17 protein-coding genes are annotated in these 17066 nt (G+C 72.5%); 8 read left to right on the top strand and 9 right to left on the bottom strand.

Going from position 1 to position 17066, the window contains the following annotated elements:
* Positions 1-68: 68 nt before the first annotated feature.
* The 3 genes from ACIRL2_RS33190 to ACIRL2_RS33200 all read right to left on the bottom strand — a co-directional run bounded on the left by ACIRL2_RS33190 (position 69) and on the right by ACIRL2_RS33200 (position 2622).
* Positions 69-803, bottom strand: a complete 735-nt coding sequence (locus ACIRL2_RS33190) for an ABC transporter permease subunit (RefSeq protein ID WP_402237048.1) — start codon at positions 801-803, stop codon at positions 69-71.
* A 480-nt stretch (positions 804-1283) separates the two neighbouring features.
* The gene (locus tag ACIRL2_RS33195; RefSeq protein WP_395865180.1) at positions 1284-1877 is read right to left on the bottom strand and encodes a hypothetical protein; all 594 of its coding nucleotides are present in this window, start codon (positions 1875-1877) and stop codon (positions 1284-1286) included.
* Positions 1878-2022: 145 nt separating this feature from the next.
* On the bottom strand, positions 2023-2622 hold the full coding sequence (locus ACIRL2_RS33200) for a TetR/AcrR family transcriptional regulator (RefSeq protein WP_402237050.1): 600 nt from the start codon (positions 2620-2622) through the stop codon (positions 2023-2025).
* Between the two features lie 197 nt (positions 2623-2819).
* Between ACIRL2_RS33200 and ACIRL2_RS33205 the strand changes: the two genes are divergently transcribed.
* Together ACIRL2_RS33205 and ACIRL2_RS33210 are read left to right on the top strand one after the other, a co-directional pair.
* The gene (locus ACIRL2_RS33205) at positions 2820-3650 is read left to right on the top strand and encodes a class I SAM-dependent methyltransferase (protein WP_395865175.1); all 831 of its coding nucleotides are present in this window, start codon (positions 2820-2822) and stop codon (positions 3648-3650) included.
* A gap of 179 nt (positions 3651-3829) precedes the next feature.
* Positions 3830-4417 carry a YdeI family protein gene (locus ACIRL2_RS33210; RefSeq protein WP_402237053.1) on the top strand — a complete coding sequence of 196 codons (588 nt, stop codon included), beginning with the start codon at positions 3830-3832 and terminating at the stop codon, positions 4415-4417.
* A gap of 61 nt (positions 4418-4478) precedes the next feature.
* On the opposite strand, the gene ACIRL2_RS33215 is transcribed toward ACIRL2_RS33210, so the two are convergent.
* From ACIRL2_RS33215 to ACIRL2_RS33225, 3 genes are all read right to left on the bottom strand, one after another.
* Positions 4479-4712, bottom strand: a complete 234-nt coding sequence (locus ACIRL2_RS33215) for a hypothetical protein (protein WP_395865171.1) — start codon at positions 4710-4712, stop codon at positions 4479-4481.
* A gap of 179 nt (positions 4713-4891) precedes the next feature.
* Positions 4892-5155, bottom strand: coding sequence for a hypothetical protein (locus tag ACIRL2_RS33220; protein WP_402237056.1), 264 nt, complete (start codon positions 5153-5155; stop codon positions 4892-4894).
* An 83-nt stretch (positions 5156-5238) separates the two neighbouring features.
* Positions 5239-5871 carry a helix-turn-helix domain-containing protein gene (locus ACIRL2_RS33225; RefSeq protein WP_402237058.1) on the bottom strand — a complete coding sequence of 211 codons (633 nt, stop codon included), beginning with the start codon at positions 5869-5871 and terminating at the stop codon, positions 5239-5241.
* Here ACIRL2_RS33225 and ACIRL2_RS33230 point away from each other — a divergent pair.
* Entirely contained in the window at positions 5861-6478 is a 618-nt protein-coding gene (locus ACIRL2_RS33230) for a GNAT family N-acetyltransferase (protein WP_402237061.1), read from the top strand. The genes ACIRL2_RS33225 and ACIRL2_RS33230 overlap by 11 nt on opposite strands.
* A gap of 296 nt (positions 6479-6774) precedes the next feature.
* Here ACIRL2_RS33230 and ACIRL2_RS33235 read toward each other — a convergent pair whose 3' ends face one another.
* Positions 6775-7269: a DUF3592 domain-containing protein gene (locus ACIRL2_RS33235; protein WP_395865164.1), complete on the bottom strand. Its 495-nt coding sequence runs from the start codon at positions 7267-7269 to the stop codon at positions 6775-6777.
* A gap of 557 nt (positions 7270-7826) precedes the next feature.
* Between ACIRL2_RS33235 and ACIRL2_RS33240 the strand changes: the two genes are divergently transcribed.
* Entirely contained in the window at positions 7827-10478 is a 2652-nt protein-coding gene (locus ACIRL2_RS33240; protein ID WP_402237064.1) for a sigma factor, read from the top strand.
* 54 nt (positions 10479-10532) lie between these two features.
* Here ACIRL2_RS33240 and ACIRL2_RS33245 read toward each other — a convergent pair whose 3' ends face one another.
* Complete coding sequence (locus tag ACIRL2_RS33245) at positions 10533-11420, bottom strand: D-hexose-6-phosphate mutarotase (protein WP_402237067.1); 888 nt, start codon at positions 11418-11420, stop codon at positions 10533-10535.
* Between the two features lie 430 nt (positions 11421-11850).
* Between ACIRL2_RS33245 and ACIRL2_RS33250 the strand changes: the two genes are divergently transcribed.
* Positions 11851-12186, top strand: a complete 336-nt coding sequence (locus ACIRL2_RS33250; protein WP_395865158.1) for an SCO0607 family lipoprotein — start codon at positions 11851-11853, stop codon at positions 12184-12186.
* Positions 12187-12450: 264 nt separating this feature from the next.
* On the opposite strand, the gene ACIRL2_RS33255 is transcribed toward ACIRL2_RS33250, so the two are convergent.
* Positions 12451-13482 carry a nucleotidyl transferase AbiEii/AbiGii toxin family protein gene (locus ACIRL2_RS33255; RefSeq protein WP_402237069.1) on the bottom strand — a complete coding sequence of 344 codons (1032 nt, stop codon included), beginning with the start codon at positions 13480-13482 and terminating at the stop codon, positions 12451-12453.
* A gap of 258 nt (positions 13483-13740) precedes the next feature.
* On the opposite strand from ACIRL2_RS33255, the gene ACIRL2_RS33260 reads away from it, so the two are divergent.
* From ACIRL2_RS33260 to ACIRL2_RS33270, 3 genes are read left to right on the top strand one after another with little or no spacing between them, the layout of a single operon-like run.
* Positions 13741-14256 (top strand): hypothetical protein, encoded by a 516-nt coding sequence (locus ACIRL2_RS33260; RefSeq protein WP_402237072.1) that lies wholly within the window; start codon positions 13741-13743, stop codon positions 14254-14256.
* A complete protein-coding gene (locus tag ACIRL2_RS33265; protein ID WP_402237075.1) occupies positions 14226-15644 on the top strand; it encodes a hypothetical protein in 1419 nt (472 codons plus the stop codon). Before ACIRL2_RS33260 ends, ACIRL2_RS33265 begins: the two co-directional genes overlap by 31 nt.
* Positions 15641-17059 carry a VWA domain-containing protein gene (locus tag ACIRL2_RS33270; protein WP_395865152.1) on the top strand — a complete coding sequence of 473 codons (1419 nt, stop codon included), beginning with the start codon at positions 15641-15643 and terminating at the stop codon, positions 17057-17059. Before ACIRL2_RS33265 ends, ACIRL2_RS33270 begins: the two co-directional genes overlap by 4 nt.
* Positions 17060-17066 lie beyond the last annotated feature (7 nt).

Raw genomic sequence — 17066 nt, forward strand, 5'->3', positions numbered from 1 at the left:
GCCACCGCTCTCGCGCGTTCGACGTGCGGTACGCGGTCGGCCGCGAGTGAGCAGCCTCGGGCACGCCTTCAGGTGGGTGTGCGCGGGGCCGTCGACGCGAGCAGTAGGAGCAGTTCGATCACGAGGGCGACCAGGCAGGCCAGGAGGCCGAGGGCCAACACCGCGCCCTGGACCACCGGATAGTCGCGGTCGAGGATCGCCTCGACCAGGCACGAGCCGAGCCCGGGCCACGCGAACACGCTCTCCGCGATCACCGCACCGCCCGACAACGCGATGGTGGCGGTGAAGGCGCGGTCCAGGCCGCGTCGGTGACCACCCCGGCGGCTGACCGCCACCGCGATCCCGAGCGGGACGGCGACGAAGGGCAGTACCGACACCACGGACAGCGCCGACTCGACGGCACGCGGCAGCCGTTGCGCGAGCACGTCGGTCACCGGCTCGCCGCTGCGGAACGAGGTGCCCAGATCGCCGGACGGCAGCCCGGACACGTAGTCGCCGAACTGTGCGACCCGCGACCTGTCCAACCCCAGTTCGTGCCGCACCTGTTGGGTTCGCGCGGAATCCGCGTTCCGGCCGGCGACGACAGCGGCCGGGTCCCCCGGTATCAACCGCACGATCGTGAACGTGCCCACGACCAGGACGCCCAACACGAGGACGACCCCCACGAGGCGACCCAACAGACGGCGCACGCCATGCGTGGGCGGGTCGTCATCCGGCGCGCACGGATCGACCGGTGGCACGTCGACGCCGATGCTGGTGCCGACACCGTCGGCTCGGTGGACGCGAGTGCCCGGGATGGTCATGAACGCTCCTTGGCCGGGGGAGAGGAACGGACGGGCGGAGCAGCACGGTTGGGACGGATCCGGGGGCGAATGGGTTCCGTGGGAAATGGGATGCCGCAAGCGGGCCGTGGCGCGGACGCGGTGCGCCTGTCACCCGCGGCGGCGGGTCACCGGTGACGGGTCGAGGGCTGCGATATGCGCGCTCCGGCGGCCCGGTTCGGTCTCTCGCTCGGGATCGCCGGCTTCCTCTCGCAGGCCCCGGGCGTCGCCGACGGGCATCACGCGTGCGGCTCGGAGCGCGGGGGCGTCCACGTGAGGAGTCCGGTTGCCGGTCGTGCCCGCGCCGAGGCGGCCGGCTTCCCACCGGTGGACGGCTTTCGGCCCTTCGTCCCGGTGGTGGACGCGGCAAGCGGCGCGCCGGCGGTGTTTCGTGCGCCTCGGTCTCGTGGGCGGTGGTGTTTCCGCGGTGTTGTCCGAGTGGTCGGCCGGGCGTTTCTCGGGTCAGGTCGGGTTGCTTCGGTGGATGTGATCGAGGACCAGGCGGCCGCGTGGGGAGAGCCGGTAGCCGACGTCCAGGCTTTCGGTGAGGCCGCGTTCCTTGAGTTTGCGGACATCCACCTTGAAGGGGAGCTTCTCCCGGTCGACGCCGGCGGCCAGGTCGGCGGCGCGCACCGCGGGATTCGCGTCGATCAGTTCCAACATCGCGGTGGTCCACGGCCCGTGACCGCTTCGTGCGTCCAGGCGGCGCAGTCCCGCGACGATCTCGTCGAGCTCCTTCGCCGACAGGTCGGTGTCCGAGCGCAGGCTCACCCGTGGGTCGGCGCCGACGAAGCGCAGGCCGATCCGGTACAACTGCCGGTCTTCGCCGGGGCGCTGATGGGCAAGCACTTCCGCTCTGGTGGCGTAGCCGGCCCGTTGTGCGTCCCGGTCGGTCACACTCGCCTCCGATACGGCCGCGACCTCGTCCACCTCCAGCACGCCGACCTCCGTGCGCAGTGTGCTGCCGAGGCGGACGGCGGGCGTGCGCCAGCGACGGAAGGCGAGGTCGACGTCGCCGGACGCGATCTTGACCAGTACGTCGTGTGTGAACAACAACGGCAACTCCGTGTCCTGGATCCCGGCCGGCGCATGGCCCCGCCGACGCCGGTGTGCTGCCGGTGTGGTGCCCACGCGGCACGGACGACACACCGGGTCGATCCCCGAATACCGACGATACGGGCCCGGATGCGGGGCGGACGGCTCAGGCCCGGGGTTCCCGGAGGGTGGGGACGAGGAGCGTGGCGACGATTTTGTGGACGGCTTCGGGTGTCGGTGGGGTGCCGTTCCGGTCGGCGAAGAGCATGTGGCCGGTGCCGATCAGGGTGGGGGCGAGCGTGTCGATGTCGGCGTCGGCGGCGATGCGGCCGAGGTCGCGTTCGGCGGTGAGGTAGGAGGCGAGCATGGCGGTGGCCTCCGTCAGGACCGGGATGCCGGTCGGCGTGCTGCGGCGGAGGCGGGTGCGCAGGTCGTCGCGGGAGGTGACGAGGCCGACGATCGCGACGGCCACCGATTCGAACAGGCCGGTCAGCGCGCCGGTGACGTTGTCGGCGACGGTCCCGGTGCCGGCCTCCTCGCGTAGGACGTCGGCTCGGCGGTCGATGCGGGCGATGCGGTCCAGTACGAGGTCGGCCAGGAAGGCGTCGAAGTCGGTGAAGTGCCGGTGCAGTACGCCCTTGGCGCAGCCCGCCTCGGTGGTGACCGCCCGGCTGGTCAGCGCGCTGGGGCCGGCGCGGAGCAGGACGCGCTCGGCTGCGTCGAACAACTGCTCGCGCGCGTCGCGGATGGCCGTTCCGGTGGGCACCGTGCATCGCCTCTTTCTGTCGCCGTCTCTTCGTGCCGTCGCGGTCCGATCGCGCGATCCCCTCGCGCGGGCTTTCGCGCCGTCCCATCGTGCCGTCTCTTCACGTCGTCTCGTCGTGCCGTGTCGATTCCGTCGATTCTCGCGCGTGCGGGTGGCCCTCGTTGACGAGTGGGCATCTGCCCATTCATAGTGGGCGCATGCCCACTATGCCGCCGGGGCCCGAGCGCGTACCCGGTTCCGAAGCCCCGCCCCACCTGCACCGCCGAATGGCCGAGTCGTTCGGCATGGATCCCGAACGCTACGACCGGGCCCGGCCCCGCTACCCGGACGCCCTCGTGGCGCGGATCGTGGCCGCCGCGCCCGGGCCCGCCGTTCTCGATGTCGGCATCGGTACCGGCATCGCGGCCCGGCAGTTCCGGGCGGCCGGCTGCGATGTGCTCGGTGTCGAGGTCGACGCGCGTATGGCCGCGTGGGCGCGCGGGCGTGGACTCGACGTCGAGGTGGCCGCGTTCGAGGAGTGGGACCCGGCCGGCCGAGCGTTCGACGCGGTCGTCGCCGCGCAGACCTGGCACTGGGTGGACCCGGTCGCGGGGGCGGTGAAGGCGGCCGAGGCGTTGCGGCCCGGCGGGCGGCTCGCCCTGTTCTGGAACGTGGAGCTACCGCCCTCCGAGATCGCGGAAGCCTTCGCCGAGGTCTACCGGCGGATGTTGCCCGACTCGCTCGCGGCACGGCGATGGGCGAGCGGCTCGGTCGGACACGCGGCGCTGTGCGCCGGGGCCGAGGACGGGATACGCGCCGCGGGCGGGTTCGACGAGCCGGAGCGGTGGCACTTCGACTGGGAACGGCACTACACCCGGGACGAGTGGCTGGACCAACTGCCCACCACCGGCGACCACACCCGACTCCCGGCGGCCGAGACGGCAGCGTTGTCGGCGGCTGTCGGAGCCGTCGTCGACGCGTCGGGAGGCGGCTTCACGATGCGCTACACCGCGGTGGCGGTGAGCGCGTCGCGCACCGAGGTCCGCTGACCGGGCGACCCGGTCGCGGGCGCCGGGCCGGGTGCTCGCCTTCGTCGCGCCGGGGCTCGCCGTCGCCGCGCCGGGCGAAATCGCGTGTCGGGCGGCACGTACGGATGCCGCCGCCTCGCTATCTTGGGCCGTCTCGGGGGAGCGCACTGGGCGATCCTCCCCGGACCGAGGAGCCGCGTGTGTCCAGGGAACCCGCTTTCGAGGAAGCCGAGGTGATCGTGTTCCGTGATGTCGCGGAGTTCGAGACCTGGTTGGACACGCACGTCGAACTGGCGGTCGGGGTGTGGCTGAAGATGGCGAAGAAGGGTTCCGGCATCGCGTCGCTGACCAGTGACGAGGCGGTCGACGTCGGCCTTTGCTACGGCTGGATCTCGGGACAGCGCAAGTCGTACGACGACGACTACTACCTGCAGAAGTATGTACCGCGCCGCCCGCGCAGCCGGTGGTCGCAGGTCAATGTGGCCAAGGTCGAGGAACTGAGCGCGGCCGGGCGGATGCGGCCCGCCGGGCTGGCCGAGGTCGAGGCGGCGAAGGCCGACGGGCGGTGGGAGGCGGCGTACGAGTCGCAGCGCGACGCCGTGGTCCCGCCCGATCTGGCCGCCGCCCTGGCGGAGAACCCGCGGGCCGCTCGGGCGTTCGAGGAACTCGGCCGGACGCAGCGGTACGCGGTGATCCTTAAGCTGATCACCGCGCGCACCGCCGCGACCCGCGAGAGTCGGCTGCACAAGGCGATCACCGAACTCGCGACGACCGACGCCGCCGGCTGACGGACGCCCGCGCCCCGCATTCCGCACGTGCTCGGGCGCGCCATATCGCCGAGGTGACCGGCTACGTGCTCGCCGCGCGCAGTTCGTCGCGCAGCCGCAGGAGCCGTCGGCCTCGCGCTCGGGCCGGCCGCAGCGCCGACGTGACGACCGGGGTGGCGCCCGTCAGCGCTGTCGTGGTGGTCGCGGTCGTGGTGCCGCGCGCGGCGGCGACCGCGGTGCCGAGGGCGGTGGTCGCGGCGAGGGCGATTCGTCCGCGACCGGCGCCGATTCGAGCGTGCCTCGCGGATATCGGCACCGCGGGCGTGCCATGTATCCACCAGTTCGGTGAATGCCTCTCGCTCCCCGAGTCGGCATCGCACCACCGGCGGTTCGCTGTGCTTGTCCCCGGCCACCACACCTCCTTGCCGACTGTGTGCCGGGTAAGTCGGTGGTGCGGGCGAAAGGGTTCACGACCCGAGGAGTCGACGGGAGCCGTCACACGTCCGTGACTCCCCGGATCCGGCTGATCCCGGCGGTGCTCGTGACCACGACGAACGGGTTGGCGATGGCCGCGCGTTGGGCGTCGAGGTACAGCAGGCCGCGCTCGCCGACGGTGAGCTGCGGACCCTCGGCGATGGTCGCGGTCCACCCGCGCGGGAGCACGTCGTCGGTGAGCGGTGGGTCGTACAGGTCGAGGATGACCTCGATCTCGCCTCGGCCCGGCAGCGACACCGAACCACGCGTCCGCAGGATGTCCATGTGTCGAGTGTCGGTCGGGCGACTCCCGTGCGCCGGCCCGGAAGCGAACGCGCCACCCGGGGTGTGGGGGCGCGGGGGCGCGGTCAGCCCTCGCTCCGGGTGAGGATGACGGCGTAGCGGCACTCGGTGGTGCCGGTGTTGGCGAAGACGCACGGGGTGGGCTCACCCAGTTCGAGCGTGTCGCCCGCGTCGAGTTCGTGGACCGTATCGCCCTCATGGAAGGTCAGTCGGCCGTCGAGCACCCAGACGACCTGGCGGATGAAGGCGAAGGCCGCGGCCGGATAGGGCACCCGGGCGCCGGCGGGGAGGCGGATCTCGGCGATCTCCGCGGGGAAGTGTGGCCGGGTGATCTGTCGGCGGCGATACCCGGTGGCGGGATCGCGCCACTGCGTGGCGTCGGCCAGGCGCCGCACGCGACCGGCATCCTCCCGGCCTTCGTCGTTCCCGGGCACGCCGTTGTCTCCTTCCTGCTCGCCCTCTCCGGCAGTGCCTTCGGCGAGAGCGAGCAGGGAGGAGACGCTGAGTCGGAAGGCGGCGGACAGCCTGCCGAGGATGACGGCGGTCGGGTTGCTCTCGCCGCGTTCGATCCGGTTGATCATGGCGCGAGAGACGCCGGAGGCGTCGGCGAGTTGCGCGAGCGTCCAGTGGCGCCTTTCCCGTTCGGTGCGGACGCGGGCTGCGATCTGCCCCACCAGAGGATCTACTATGTTGGACATGAATCCAATATACGAGAAATCCGAGTCGGCGAGGACCCACCCCGAGATCCCGGGATCACCGACGGCGAGCCGGGAGAACCGCGTCGCGGCACCGACGGCGGGTAGAGAGGGCGTCGGATCGCTCATCCGCCCGGCTCACTCCGGCGACGTGGACGCCGTGCTCGCCATTCGCAACCACGCGATCGAGCATTCGACGGCGCTGTGGACCGAGACGCAGCAGTCCCGCGCCGAGGGGGTCGCGTGGCTGGACGCGCACCTGGATCGCGGCTCGGCGTTCGTGGCCGAGGACGAGGGGGAGGTCGCGGGCTTCGCGGTCTACGGTCCGTGGCGAGGACTGGACGGGTATCGCCATACGGTGGAGAACTCGGTTTACGTCCGCGAAGGTCGGCACGGGCGCGGCATCGGTTCCGCGCTGATGACCACCCTCGTCCGCTCGGCAGGTTGCGCCGGCCATCACGTGATGATCGCGGACATCGAGGCCGGCAACGCCGCGTCGATCCGGCTGCACGAACGGTTCGGCTTTTACCACGTGGGCACGGTGCGCGAGGTCGGCACCAAGTTCGGCCGGTGGCTCGACCTGACGATCATGCGCCTGCCACTGACCTGAGCCGCCGAGGTGGTGCCGCCCCGGTCGATCAGGCTCCGCGGGAAAGGCGGGAAGGGACTTTTTCCCAGGCGGGCGAGCGGGGGCGGCACCATGCACGGCGAGGACAGGGTCGGGCGGGCGGCCGTCACCACCGGGCCGGTACGCAGCCCCAGTGGTCGGCCGGGAAGCCGCCGAGGAGCGAGCGCCCGCGTCGAACCCACCGCCTGCGAAGCCGGCTACGGACCCATCCTCGACGCGTCGGGCGACGGCGTGCCGCTGATGCGTGTGCAACAGCGAAGACGACGTCCGGGAAGCCTTCAGGGGCACTCGTGGAACGAGCGGGCCTCAGGGGTGAGAGGTGCGCAGAAGTCGTCGATTTGGTCGTTGACTTGGCCTGCGACGTAGCTGAGACCGGCTAGCAGGATCGCGTAGGTCACGATCGCGACGACGACTCGACCGTAGGAGGCGGCGGACGCGGCTTGGGCACGGTGCGGCCTGCGGGGAGGGTGGATCAGCGGAACCGGCGAGCCGTGGCGGTGCCGGCCCTCGACCGTACAGCGGTGCGGAACGCCGTTGTGGTCGGTGTAGGCGACGGTGGTCACGTACACGTAGTGGACGTCGTGGCCGGTGCGGTCGGGGTCGGAGCTTGCCCGGGTGCGGCGCTCGAGCCGGGTGGATACGGCGGTGCCGGTCGTACGGATGCCCGACCTGCGCAGGTAGCGGACCCGCAGGGCGATCAGGATGATGACGAACGGGCCGACGAACAGGACGAGTTGCCTCGCCGCGAGGAAGTAGTGCGGGTGCTCGCGCATGACGGGTGTCCTTCGGTGTCTACCGATGTACACCAGTACACACCGATCTGTGTCGGTGCGGGCCGGTGTGCGACCACCGGGTGTGGCCGCTCACCGGGGATGTGGTCGGGGGCGGCGAGATCTCTCCATTTTTCGAGCGCCGATTGCGTGTGCTGCGCTGTGATGCGCGATTTCCCGGACCAACGCTCTTCCGTTGCCGGATAATCGGTCGCGCGAAAGTGGAGAGATCCGCGCCCCTCGGGCCACGTTCCGGGTGACAGAGCCGCGTTGCCATAGCGGAGGGTGCCATGACACAGACCCGACCGGACCTGCCCGGAGACCTGCCGTCGGATCGGCGGCCGTCGGAGCTTCCCCAGGTCCCCGACGAACCGGCCGTGCCGCCGGCCGAGCACACCGAGTCGCCGGGCACTGAGCCTGGTTCGGCCGGGAGTTCGGTCTCGGGCTCGGGTCCGAAACCGGATCCGAGCCCGGGGTCGGACGTGGATTCGGGCGGGGATTCGGAGTTGGACCCGGGTTCCGATGGGGACCCAGGCGCGGATGCGGATGCGGACACGGAAGTGGGTTCGGATCCAGGTGCGGACGACACGTGGCAGCGGTTGCGGGACGGTGACGAGGCCGCCCGGATCGCGTTGTACGAGCGTCACCGGGACGTGTTGGTCCGCTGGTTCCGGGCGAATCTGCCCTCGGCGGCCGAGGCCGACGACTTCGTCAGCGAGGTGTTCGTCCGCGCGCTCGACGGCATCGCCCGCGACCTGAAGCCGCAGCGGGGCGTCGACCGGTGGTTGTGGGGCATCGCCAGAAACCTGTGGAAGGCGGAGTTGACGGCGCGGCGGCGTGCCGCCGGCCGGCCCGTCGAGGAGGATGCCGCGCCGGACGTGCAGAACGCGGTCGCCTCGGGGGCGGTCACGGTCGGCACCGATCTCGGCCACGCGTACGGCAAGACCCAGGCGTTCGCCGCGCTCTACACCGCCACCGACGCGTTGTCGAAGACCCAACGCGCGGTGGTGAGCGCACACTTGGACCACACGCTCGCCGAGATGCGGTTGGTCAGGGGCGCCGAGCTCGCCGCCCATCTGGGGTGGCCACGCGTCAAAGTCGACCGCGAACTCAGCCGCGGCCTGAAGAAGGTGCGCGAGCGGGTGGGGTTGTTGGCGGCGGCGCGCTCGGTGCGCTCCTGCTCCGAGGCCGCCCAAGTGCCGGGGCTCGCACGGTTGTTCGTTGCCGAGGAGGCCGGATCCGCGCTGGTTCCGACCCGCGCGGAGTATCGCGCGCTCGGGACGCACGCGAAGACGTGTGGGCGCTGCTCCGCCGTGGCCAGGGACGCCGTCCTGCAACGCACCTGGGTGCTCGGCCCGGGCCTGGCGTTGGCGGCGGCCCGACAGGGCACGGACGAGGACGAGCGGCGCCGTGCGGCGGTGGCCTGGTGGACGGGTCGTCCCGCCGCGGCCGAAGCCGCGCCCGCGACCACTGCCGAGACGGCCACTGCCGAGGCCGCATCGATGGCACCCGGCGTGACCCCCGAGGTGGTCGCTTCCGCCGCCGCCGCGGCGCCCGCACCGGCCGATCCGGGCCGGTTCGGTGAGATCGGGCGGATCGTACGCCCGGCCCTGGAGGCCGTCGCCCGGCCGCTGGTCACCGGCACGCGCGCCGTACGCGACGCGGTCCTGCAGCAGTTGTTGCGTGTTCCCGGCGTCGCCCCGGCGGTGAGCACCGCCTCCCGGCTCGCCACCGACAACCCCATGGCGGTCCGCGTCGGCGGCACGGTCGTCGCCCTGGTCGCGGCGGCCGCCCTGACGTTGTTGGCCGTCGCGCCCGACGCCGCGCACACGCGGTCCGCCCGGCCGTCCCCCGGCTCTTCGGCGACCCCCGGCGGAGCGGGTCCGGATCCGGCGGCGAGCCCGGCGGCGGACGGCATTCCACCAGCGAGTCCCGCCCCGACGGATGCCTCCGCGCCACCGCTTCCCGGCGACACCTCAGCGCCCGGCGGCGCGACGCCCCCCGGCGATGCGGACACCGGCGCCGGTCGGCCGGGCGCGGTTCCCGGCGAAGCCGGTTCCGGCCCCGGCCCCGACCAAGGCCGTGCGGGCAACACGCCGGGGACGGGCGGCCGAGCCGGCACCGGCGGCAGCACACCGGGCGGCGGTGGCGACGGCGCGAGCAGCGGTCCGGTTCCGGCGGCCTGGGGCTTTTGGCAGGTTCGCTACGCCGACGATCCGATCGGCAGCACGCGCGAACTGTCGCCGTCCCCGCAACGCCCGGACAGCCACGAGCCGAACTGGACCTACGGCGCGTGGCGGCTCGGCAACCCGCCCGTCGTCAAGACGGTACGGGTCACGCACACCGACGTCGGCCGGCATGTGGTGATCCTCCCGGACAGCGGCGCGCCCGGCGGCATCGCCCAGGTCGGGGTGTCCGACTACGCCGCGAACGGCGTGTCCTGCCAGCCCGTCCGATGGTGGCCGGACGGTACCGACGAGAGGATCGAGGTCGCCTGCTTCAACCGCGCCGGCAATCCCGCCGACGTCCCGTTCACCGGCCTGTTCCTCGCCGGCGACCGCAACGGCCCGTACGGCCAGACGGGTTCGCGCGGCTACGTGCACGCCGGCGACCCGACCGCCGCGCGCCAACTCCCCGCCGCGGCGTCCCGGCAGAACACCGGCCCGGTGGCCCGTACCGGCACCGGGCGCTACGCGGTGGCGGTCGCGGCGGACACGGAGTCCGTGCAGGTCTCGCCGATCGGGACGGCGCCCCGGCACTGCGCGGTCGCCGGCCTGTCCGCCGGCACCGCGTCGGTGGCCTGCACCACGCACACCGGCGCGCCGGCCGACACCGCCTTCGTCCTGAGCCACACCGGCCGACAGAGCATGCTCGACGACGGTCGGGTCCCGCACGCGGTGCAACTGACCGTCGCCGACGCACCCGGCGCCGGCGCGCCGACGATCACCCGGTCGTGGATGTCCCGGCCGGGTTCGGCGACCGTGACGCGCACCGCGACCGGCCGCTACACGCTGCGCCTGTCGGTCGGCTACCTGACCAGCTACGCCCACCTGACGGCCACCGGCGGCGGGTACTGCACTACGGTGCTGCGCAACGACTACGGCGCCAAGGACGACGTCCTCATGTACCTGGCCTGCTACACCCCGACCGGCGCACCGGCCGACAACGGATTCCAGCTCGCCTACACGACCGCGTCGCCGCACTACCCGTAGTGTGGCGATCCCGTTCGCCCGGACAAGATCGCCACGCCCGACCGCGCGGAGCCGCTACGCGTCGGGCACGACGCGCAGGGTGCAGCTCAGCAGTGTGGGTGCCGCCGGATCGCTCACCAGGGGCCGGGAGACGCGGGCGGTCTCCACGCAGACGAACTCCCGATGGCCGTCGTCGGGTACGTCGGCCATGGAGCGCGCGAGGTCGGCGCCGGGGTTCCACACGACCACGTCGCTGTGTCCGTCGTGGCGCACCTCGACGACGCGCTTGCCCGCCGGGTCCTGGACCAGGCTCACGTCGCCGGGTCGGGTGTAGACGCGGTCGACGCGTTCGTGGAAGGCGATCCCGTCCGGTTCCGGAGCCGGGTTCGAGTCCACCGGCGGGTCGGGGACCTTGTCGACGTACGGGCCGTCCACGCCGGTGACCCGCGCCTCGTCGAGCTCGCCGACCCGCAGGTAGGTGTGCAGTGCGGCGGTGCTCTCGAAGTCGCCCCGGGCCTCCAGTTCGATCCGGCACTCGCGACCCAGCGTGAACCGGGCGAACACCTCGAACTCGTGCGGCCAGTACGCCCGCGACTGCTCGCTCGCGCGCAGCACCAGGCTCAGCCGCACCGTGTCGTCGTCCTCGCGCGCGTCGAGCAGCGTCCACGGCAGCACCCGGGCGAAGCCGTGGTTCGGCCGACCGGCCGGGCCGAACCACGGCCAGCAGATCGGCACCCCGCCGCGCACGGCACGCCCCTCCGCGAACTCGGTGGCCTCGCTCAGCCACAACACCGGTTCCTCGCCCGTCGGCTGCCAGGACAGGAGTTGGGCGCCCTGGAGGGTGACCGCGGCGCGTACCCGCGGGTGGGTCACCACGACCACCGGTAGCGCACCGACCCGACGCAGCGTGATGTGGGCGTCCAGCCGCCGGACGACGGGAAGGGCGAATACGTCTTCGGGCACGTCAAGGCCTCTCGCGTTCGTCGGGGCGCCGTCGCGCACTGAACCCGCCACGATGCCACAACCGCGTACGCGCGACGGAATCACCCACGACATCCGCGGGTTCACCGCGCCGCCGGCCGCGCGAGCCGGGACGGGGCACGATTTTCGTGGCAGCCGACCACAGGCCGCCGCACGCCCGCGCTTCATCTCGCGCGGCACGCTTCTCGTGGCAGCCCGCCACAGGCCGCCCCACGTCCACGCTCCATCTCCCGCCGGGCTGCGCGAGCAGCGACCGTGTGCTGGACTCCTCGGCATGGAGGACCGCTACCGGTCGCCGGTGGACGCGGCAACGAGTGACGTGACGAGCGGGGTTCGTGGTTCGCGACATGTGCGAGTCGGCGTTCTGCGGGCAGATGACCATCGGACGAGGGAAGAAGGGGGACGGCGGAGCGTGTGGACGAAACGTCGAGGGGCGGGGAGCACCACCGTCGAGGGGCGCGGCTTTCGTGGTGCGGCGGTCGCGGTCGGAGTCGTCGCGGTGGCGGTGGTCGCGTGCCTCCTGTCGGCCGCGTGCTCGACGCGGGAGCGCATCTGTAGGTCGGGCGAGTATCCGGTGAAGGCGGTCGGCAACAGCACCGGCCGAACCTGCGTGCCCAACGGTCGTGAGCCGGAGCCGGGCTGGGTCCGTTACCCCGAGGGCAAGGTGCCCCGATATCTCGACGACAAGTGGGACAAGCACTGGTCCACGACCGTCTTCGACGCCGACGGCAATATCGTCGCGGGCTGACCCGCGTCGGCGCCGTTCCGGCGTGGGCGCGTCGTTGCGGGGTCGAGGTCGCGCGGAGCGGTGACCGGTCGAGCGGCTTGTGCCCCCGGTGTTTTCCCGGCGGTTGCCCCGCGCGGACGCGGTGAGCGCTTGTCCCGAAGGCGACCGACCCTGCGGGACCTCATGGCCCTCGCCGGCCTGCTCGCCTCGGACGCACCGTTCGACAGGCGACGAAGGCGCGACCGGCGGGGAGCGGGCCAACGGGACCGGGCCGGGCCGAACCGCTCACCCGACCTCGGCGGACTCTCGAACGGTCGTGCCTTCGAGCCTCGCGAACACCCCCGCGAGAGCGACGTCGAGGCGACGGAGCCAATCCCGCGCACTGCCGCGCACGCGGGGGTGCTCCGCGCGAAACGCCGCCCAGTCGGTCTCCGCGACCTTGACCGCGTGCGACCCGAACGCACTGCTCGCGGTCGCGGTACGCAACGTGTGGGTGCGCAGCACCTGTCGCAGGAGCGGTACGGAGAGCGCGGTGCGGGTGTCCTCGGCCAGGAGCACGGCATCGTGGAGGTCCTTGCCGCGAGAACTGGCGCCGTCGGCGCCGTCGGCGTACAGCCACAACAGCTTCCAGGCCAGGGACAACTCCCGACTCGCCGTGCGCATCAGAGTGGGCGCGGCACCGTCGGCGCGCGGCACCAGGGTCCACACCGGAGGTCGGTGGAGCGTTTCGTCGAAGGCGAAGTCCAACTGTGCCGCACCGGAGCCCAGTCCCGCCGCGCGCCACGGGACCAGGACGCGGATCCCGCCGGACTCGGATCCGTCATAGGCGTACGACCAGGTGCTGTCGCGGTTCACGCCGCTCGCGTCCAGGGCGATTCCCGGTGCCGCCATCGGGCGGCTCCGCACCCGGTCGACCAGGTCGTGGTAGTCGGGGACGAGTTCCGGCGGGTCCGGGTCCGGGTCCCAGCGCAGCCCGTCGGGGGGAACCCTCGGCCGCAGTCCGCGCATCTCGAACTCTTCCTCACCGTCCGTCCAGATCTCGTACCGGGCCGCGCCGTTCGCCGCCTCGGGCCACTGCTGGACGACCTCGGTGCGCGCCACGAAGGGGTACGGATCCAACGCGTCCACTCGGGCGGGCGGCGCCGTCATCACGACGAAATCCAAGTCGGCCGGCTCACGCGCCCGGTCGCCCACCCACGCGGGCATCACCATGCTGCCGCGCAGGACCAGGCTCTCGCTCCACGGGGCGTCCGCGATCAGACTCAGCAGGTGGTCCAGGACGGCACGCCGGGCCACGCTCTTCCGGTTTGCCCGCACGGCTCCTCCGTTCACCGTCGTCCCGACCTCGACAGACCGCCGAGACGTGCACGGCCGAGGCCGGGAGGCCCTGCCTACCACGCTCCTCGGACACCCACGCGCGGCCCCCGGCAGGCCGTCGGAGGGGACGAGGAACCGCCCGCGTCGCCGACGCGGGGCCACCGGGCCGGCGACGTGCCTGTCGGAGATCGTTAGTACCTTCATCTCCGTCCCGCCGACCTCTCGGCGCGGAATCCCCCTCGGTGTAAAGGAGATGGTGTGTCCTCAGCCACGGAAGTGTGGGAGGGCGCGAGCGCGGCCCGGGTGATACCACCCGCCCGGCCGCGCAGGCTCGCCAAGGTCCCGTTCGTCGAACTGGCCGACGGACGCCTGCAAGGCGTGGTGTCCAGCGGCTCGGACATCGGACGCGTCTACGTCTCGTCGGTCGCGGCCGGCACGTACGCCTTCGCGTGCAGTACCAACAACAACCGGGCGTGCGGAGGCGCCCGGGGCTCGTTCTGCAAGCACATCGAGGCACTGGTCGTCGAGTCGGTGGTGCAGTACGGCGCCGAGCGTGTGGCCCGCTACCTGCGGGTCGAGCCGGTGAACGGCAAGCCGAACGCGCAGAGCATCCTGGCCGACATGCGCGTCACCCGCCCGGCGCAGGCCGCCGCCACGGCCGCCGCACCCGTCTTCAGCCGGTTCCTGCGCCACCTGACCTACCTCGAACTCGCGGCGACCACCACGCCGTTGCCCGAGATGCAGTGGTTCCCGCCGACCAGGGCGGTGGCCTGATGCGGGTCGACCTGCTCGCCGAACCCATCGCCGGGCTCGACGAGGCGCTCGCGGTCGTCGAGGCCTTCGACCGCACCCTCGTCGGCGGCCTGCTGCGACCGCAGCCCGCCCACGCCGGCGCGCTGACCGAACTGGCCGCCGCCGTCGCCGGGACACCCCTGGCCTCCCGGGTCGCCGAAGCGGCCGAGAAGGCGCTCGCCGGCGCCGCGAGCGAGGACCACCTCGTCGTCCTCGCCGCCGCCCGCGCCGCGTTGCTCGGAGCCATCCACGACGCGCTCACCACCCGCGTCGACGAGGCGACCGGCCGCACCCGTACCCGGGACGCCGACGCGGTGCCGGACCGGCCGGCCGCGGTCAACCTGCTTGCCGCCGCCCGCTCCTGGCTCGCCGATCTCGCCCGCGCCGGATGGCAGGGCATCGACCACGACCTGGTCTCCGGGTCGGCACAGGTCGTCTTCGCGATGCTCCCCGACCCGTCACTGCGGCGCCTGGCCACGCTCCTGGACGGCTTCGCCGCCGAACTGGCCGCCTCCTGCCCGGGCGCGGCCCTGGACCGCTTCCCGGTGCGTCGCTGGGCCGATCTGTGGGCCCGCGCGATGTTGCTGACCGTGCCCGGCGCCGCCGCCGCGCCCGCGACCGACACCGTCACCGGCCGACTGCTGCCGCTGGGCGTCGACCTGCACGAGCACGCGACCGCCGCGCAGGCCCAGGTACACGCGGTGTTCGAGCCCGCCGACGGTGGCCCCGCACGCCTGGTGCGGGCGAGCGTCTCGGTTCCCAAGCCGGACACGGTCGTGGGAGTCGGTGTGTGGCAACTGCTGCGCCCGCACCTGTCCCTGCTGGCGGTCGCCGGCGAAGGCCGCTCGATGCACCTGGAGAACATGCCGATCACCGTCGACGGCGACCTGATCTGGGCCGACGAGCACGCCCGCGCCGGTGAACCCGCCGACGCCTTCGCCACCGCCCGGGTCGCCCTGCCCACCGCCGAAGCCGCGGCCGGCGCGCCGCCGGCCAGGCATCCGGCGGGCATCGCGATCCCGGTGTTCCTGGAGAACTACACCGTCGATCGGGACGCGGAGGCATTGGCGTTGGCCCTCGCGGGGCACCGCCTCGCCGTCGACGTCGACCGCATCCCGACCGCCGGCCCGCTCACCCCCGAGGCGGTCGCCACGTCCGGTGCGTGCATCGGGCTGCTGCGCTGGGACGCCGGCGGCTTCCGCGTGCAACCGCTCGCCGTGGAGACCACGGTCAAGAAGAAGACCTCGGTCGTGCACGCCGGGGCCTGGGCCGGCGGCACCGACGACAAGTCGGCGGCCAAGGCCGAGAAGGCGGCCACCGAGGCCGTGGCGGTGCTGCGTGAGCGCGCCGGAAAGCTGCTGCGCACATGAGCGAGCCGCAGACCGAACCCACCCCCGCACCGGATCCGGACGAGAACCGCCGCCAAGTCCTGTATTGGCGACTGCTGGCGCGTCTGTTCGACCACGAGGAGCAGGCTTCGCTGGAATCGGCGAGCCTGGCCGTCGTCGAGGACATCGGCCTGCCGAGCGCGCTGCTGGATCCACAGGCGTCCGTGGACGCCATCGTGCAGCGCCACCCGGACCTGGCCGCCGAGTTCGAGGGCCTGATGGTGCCCGAGCCCGACGAGGACGGGCGTGATCGCGCCGCCGAGGTGCGGCGCGCGGCGCTGGTGTCCAAGGTGCTGCTCAACGTGCTGGGCACCGGATCCGGCACGGTCAGCGCCGAGCGACTCTCCCGCTGGCAGTCCGACGCGGGTTGGCTGGAGCGCACGTTGGGCTGCAAGCCCGGCGAGTTGCGCGGCGGTCGACCCGGCCCGGGCGCGGGTGCCGGTCGCGGTGTGTCCCCGACCGGGACCGGCGGCCGGAGCGGCACCCCCGACCTCGGCAACCTGATCCCCACGATCGGCCCCGAACTCGCGGACATCGAAGCGGACCTGGTCAAGCGCATGCACCTGCGCGAGGTGCTCGCCGACCCCGCGCTCGCGGCCCGACTGACCCCCAGCATGTCGCTGATCGAGCAGTTGCTCCGGGACAAGGACAACCTGTCCGGTGTCGCTCTGGCCAGTGCCAAGGACCTGATCCGCCGCTTCGTCGCCGAGGTCGCCGAGGTGCTGCGCACGCAGGTGGCCAAGGCGAGCGTCGGGACGCTGGACCGCTCGATCCCGCCCAAGCGGGTGTTCCGCAACCTCGACATCGACCGCACCATCTGGAAGAACCTCACCAACTGGAGCCCGGAGGAGGAACGGCTCTACGTCGACCGGCTCTTCTACCGGCACACCGTCCGCAAGACCACGCCCACCCGCCTGATCGTGGTCGTGGACCAATCCGGCTCGATGGTCGACTCGATGGTCAACTGCACCATCCTGGCCTCCATCTTCGCCGGACTGCCCAAGGTGGACGTGCACCTGATCGCGTACGACACGCGCGCGGTCGACCTGACGCCGTGGGTGCACGACCCCTTCGAGACGCTGCTGCGCACCCAACTCGGCGGCGGCACAGACGGCACGGTGGCCATGGCACTGGCCCAGCCCAAGATCGCCGAACCGCGCAACACCGTGGTCGTGTGGATCTCCGACTTCTACGAATGGCACACCGATCGGCTGTTCGAGAGCATGGCCGCCGTGCACCGCTCCGGGGCCAAGTTCATCCCGGTCGGCTCGGTGACCAGTTCCGGCCGCGGCAGCGTGAACCCCTGGTTCCGCGAGCGCTTCAAGGACCTCGGTACACCGGTGATCTCCGGCCACATCCGCAAGCTCGTCCACGAACTCAAGACCTTCCTCGCCTAGAAAGGCC

It is taken from the genome of Embleya sp. NPDC127516 (assembly GCF_044765325.1).
Classification (GTDB): Bacteria; Actinomycetota; Actinomycetes; order Streptomycetales; family Streptomycetaceae; genus Embleya.

What these genes read in the sequence shown, in the direction of transcription:
- ACIRL2_RS33190 (WP_402237048.1), bottom strand. Translation starts at nt 803, where the DNA reads ATGACCATCCCGGGCACTCGCGTCCACCGAGCCGACGGTGTCGGCACC.
- ACIRL2_RS33205 (WP_395865175.1), top strand. Translation starts at nt 2,820, where the DNA reads ATGCCCACTATGCCGCCGGGGCCCGAGCGCGTACCCGGTTCCGAAGCC.
- ACIRL2_RS33220 (WP_402237056.1), bottom strand. Translation starts at nt 5,155, where the DNA reads ATGGACATCCTGCGGACGCGTGGTTCGGTGTCGCTGCCGGGCCGAGGC.
- ACIRL2_RS33230 (WP_402237061.1), top strand. Translation starts at nt 5,861, where the DNA reads ATGTTGGACATGAATCCAATATACGAGAAATCCGAGTCGGCGAGGACC.
- ACIRL2_RS33225 (WP_402237058.1), bottom strand. Translation starts at nt 5,871, where the DNA reads ATGTCCAACATAGTAGATCCTCTGGTGGGGCAGATCGCAGCCCGCGTC.
- ACIRL2_RS33235 (WP_395865164.1), bottom strand. Translation starts at nt 7,269, where the DNA reads ATGCGCGAGCACCCGCACTACTTCCTCGCGGCGAGGCAACTCGTCCTG.
- ACIRL2_RS33270 (WP_395865152.1), top strand. Translation starts at nt 15,641, where the DNA reads ATGAGCGAGCCGCAGACCGAACCCACCCCCGCACCGGATCCGGACGAG.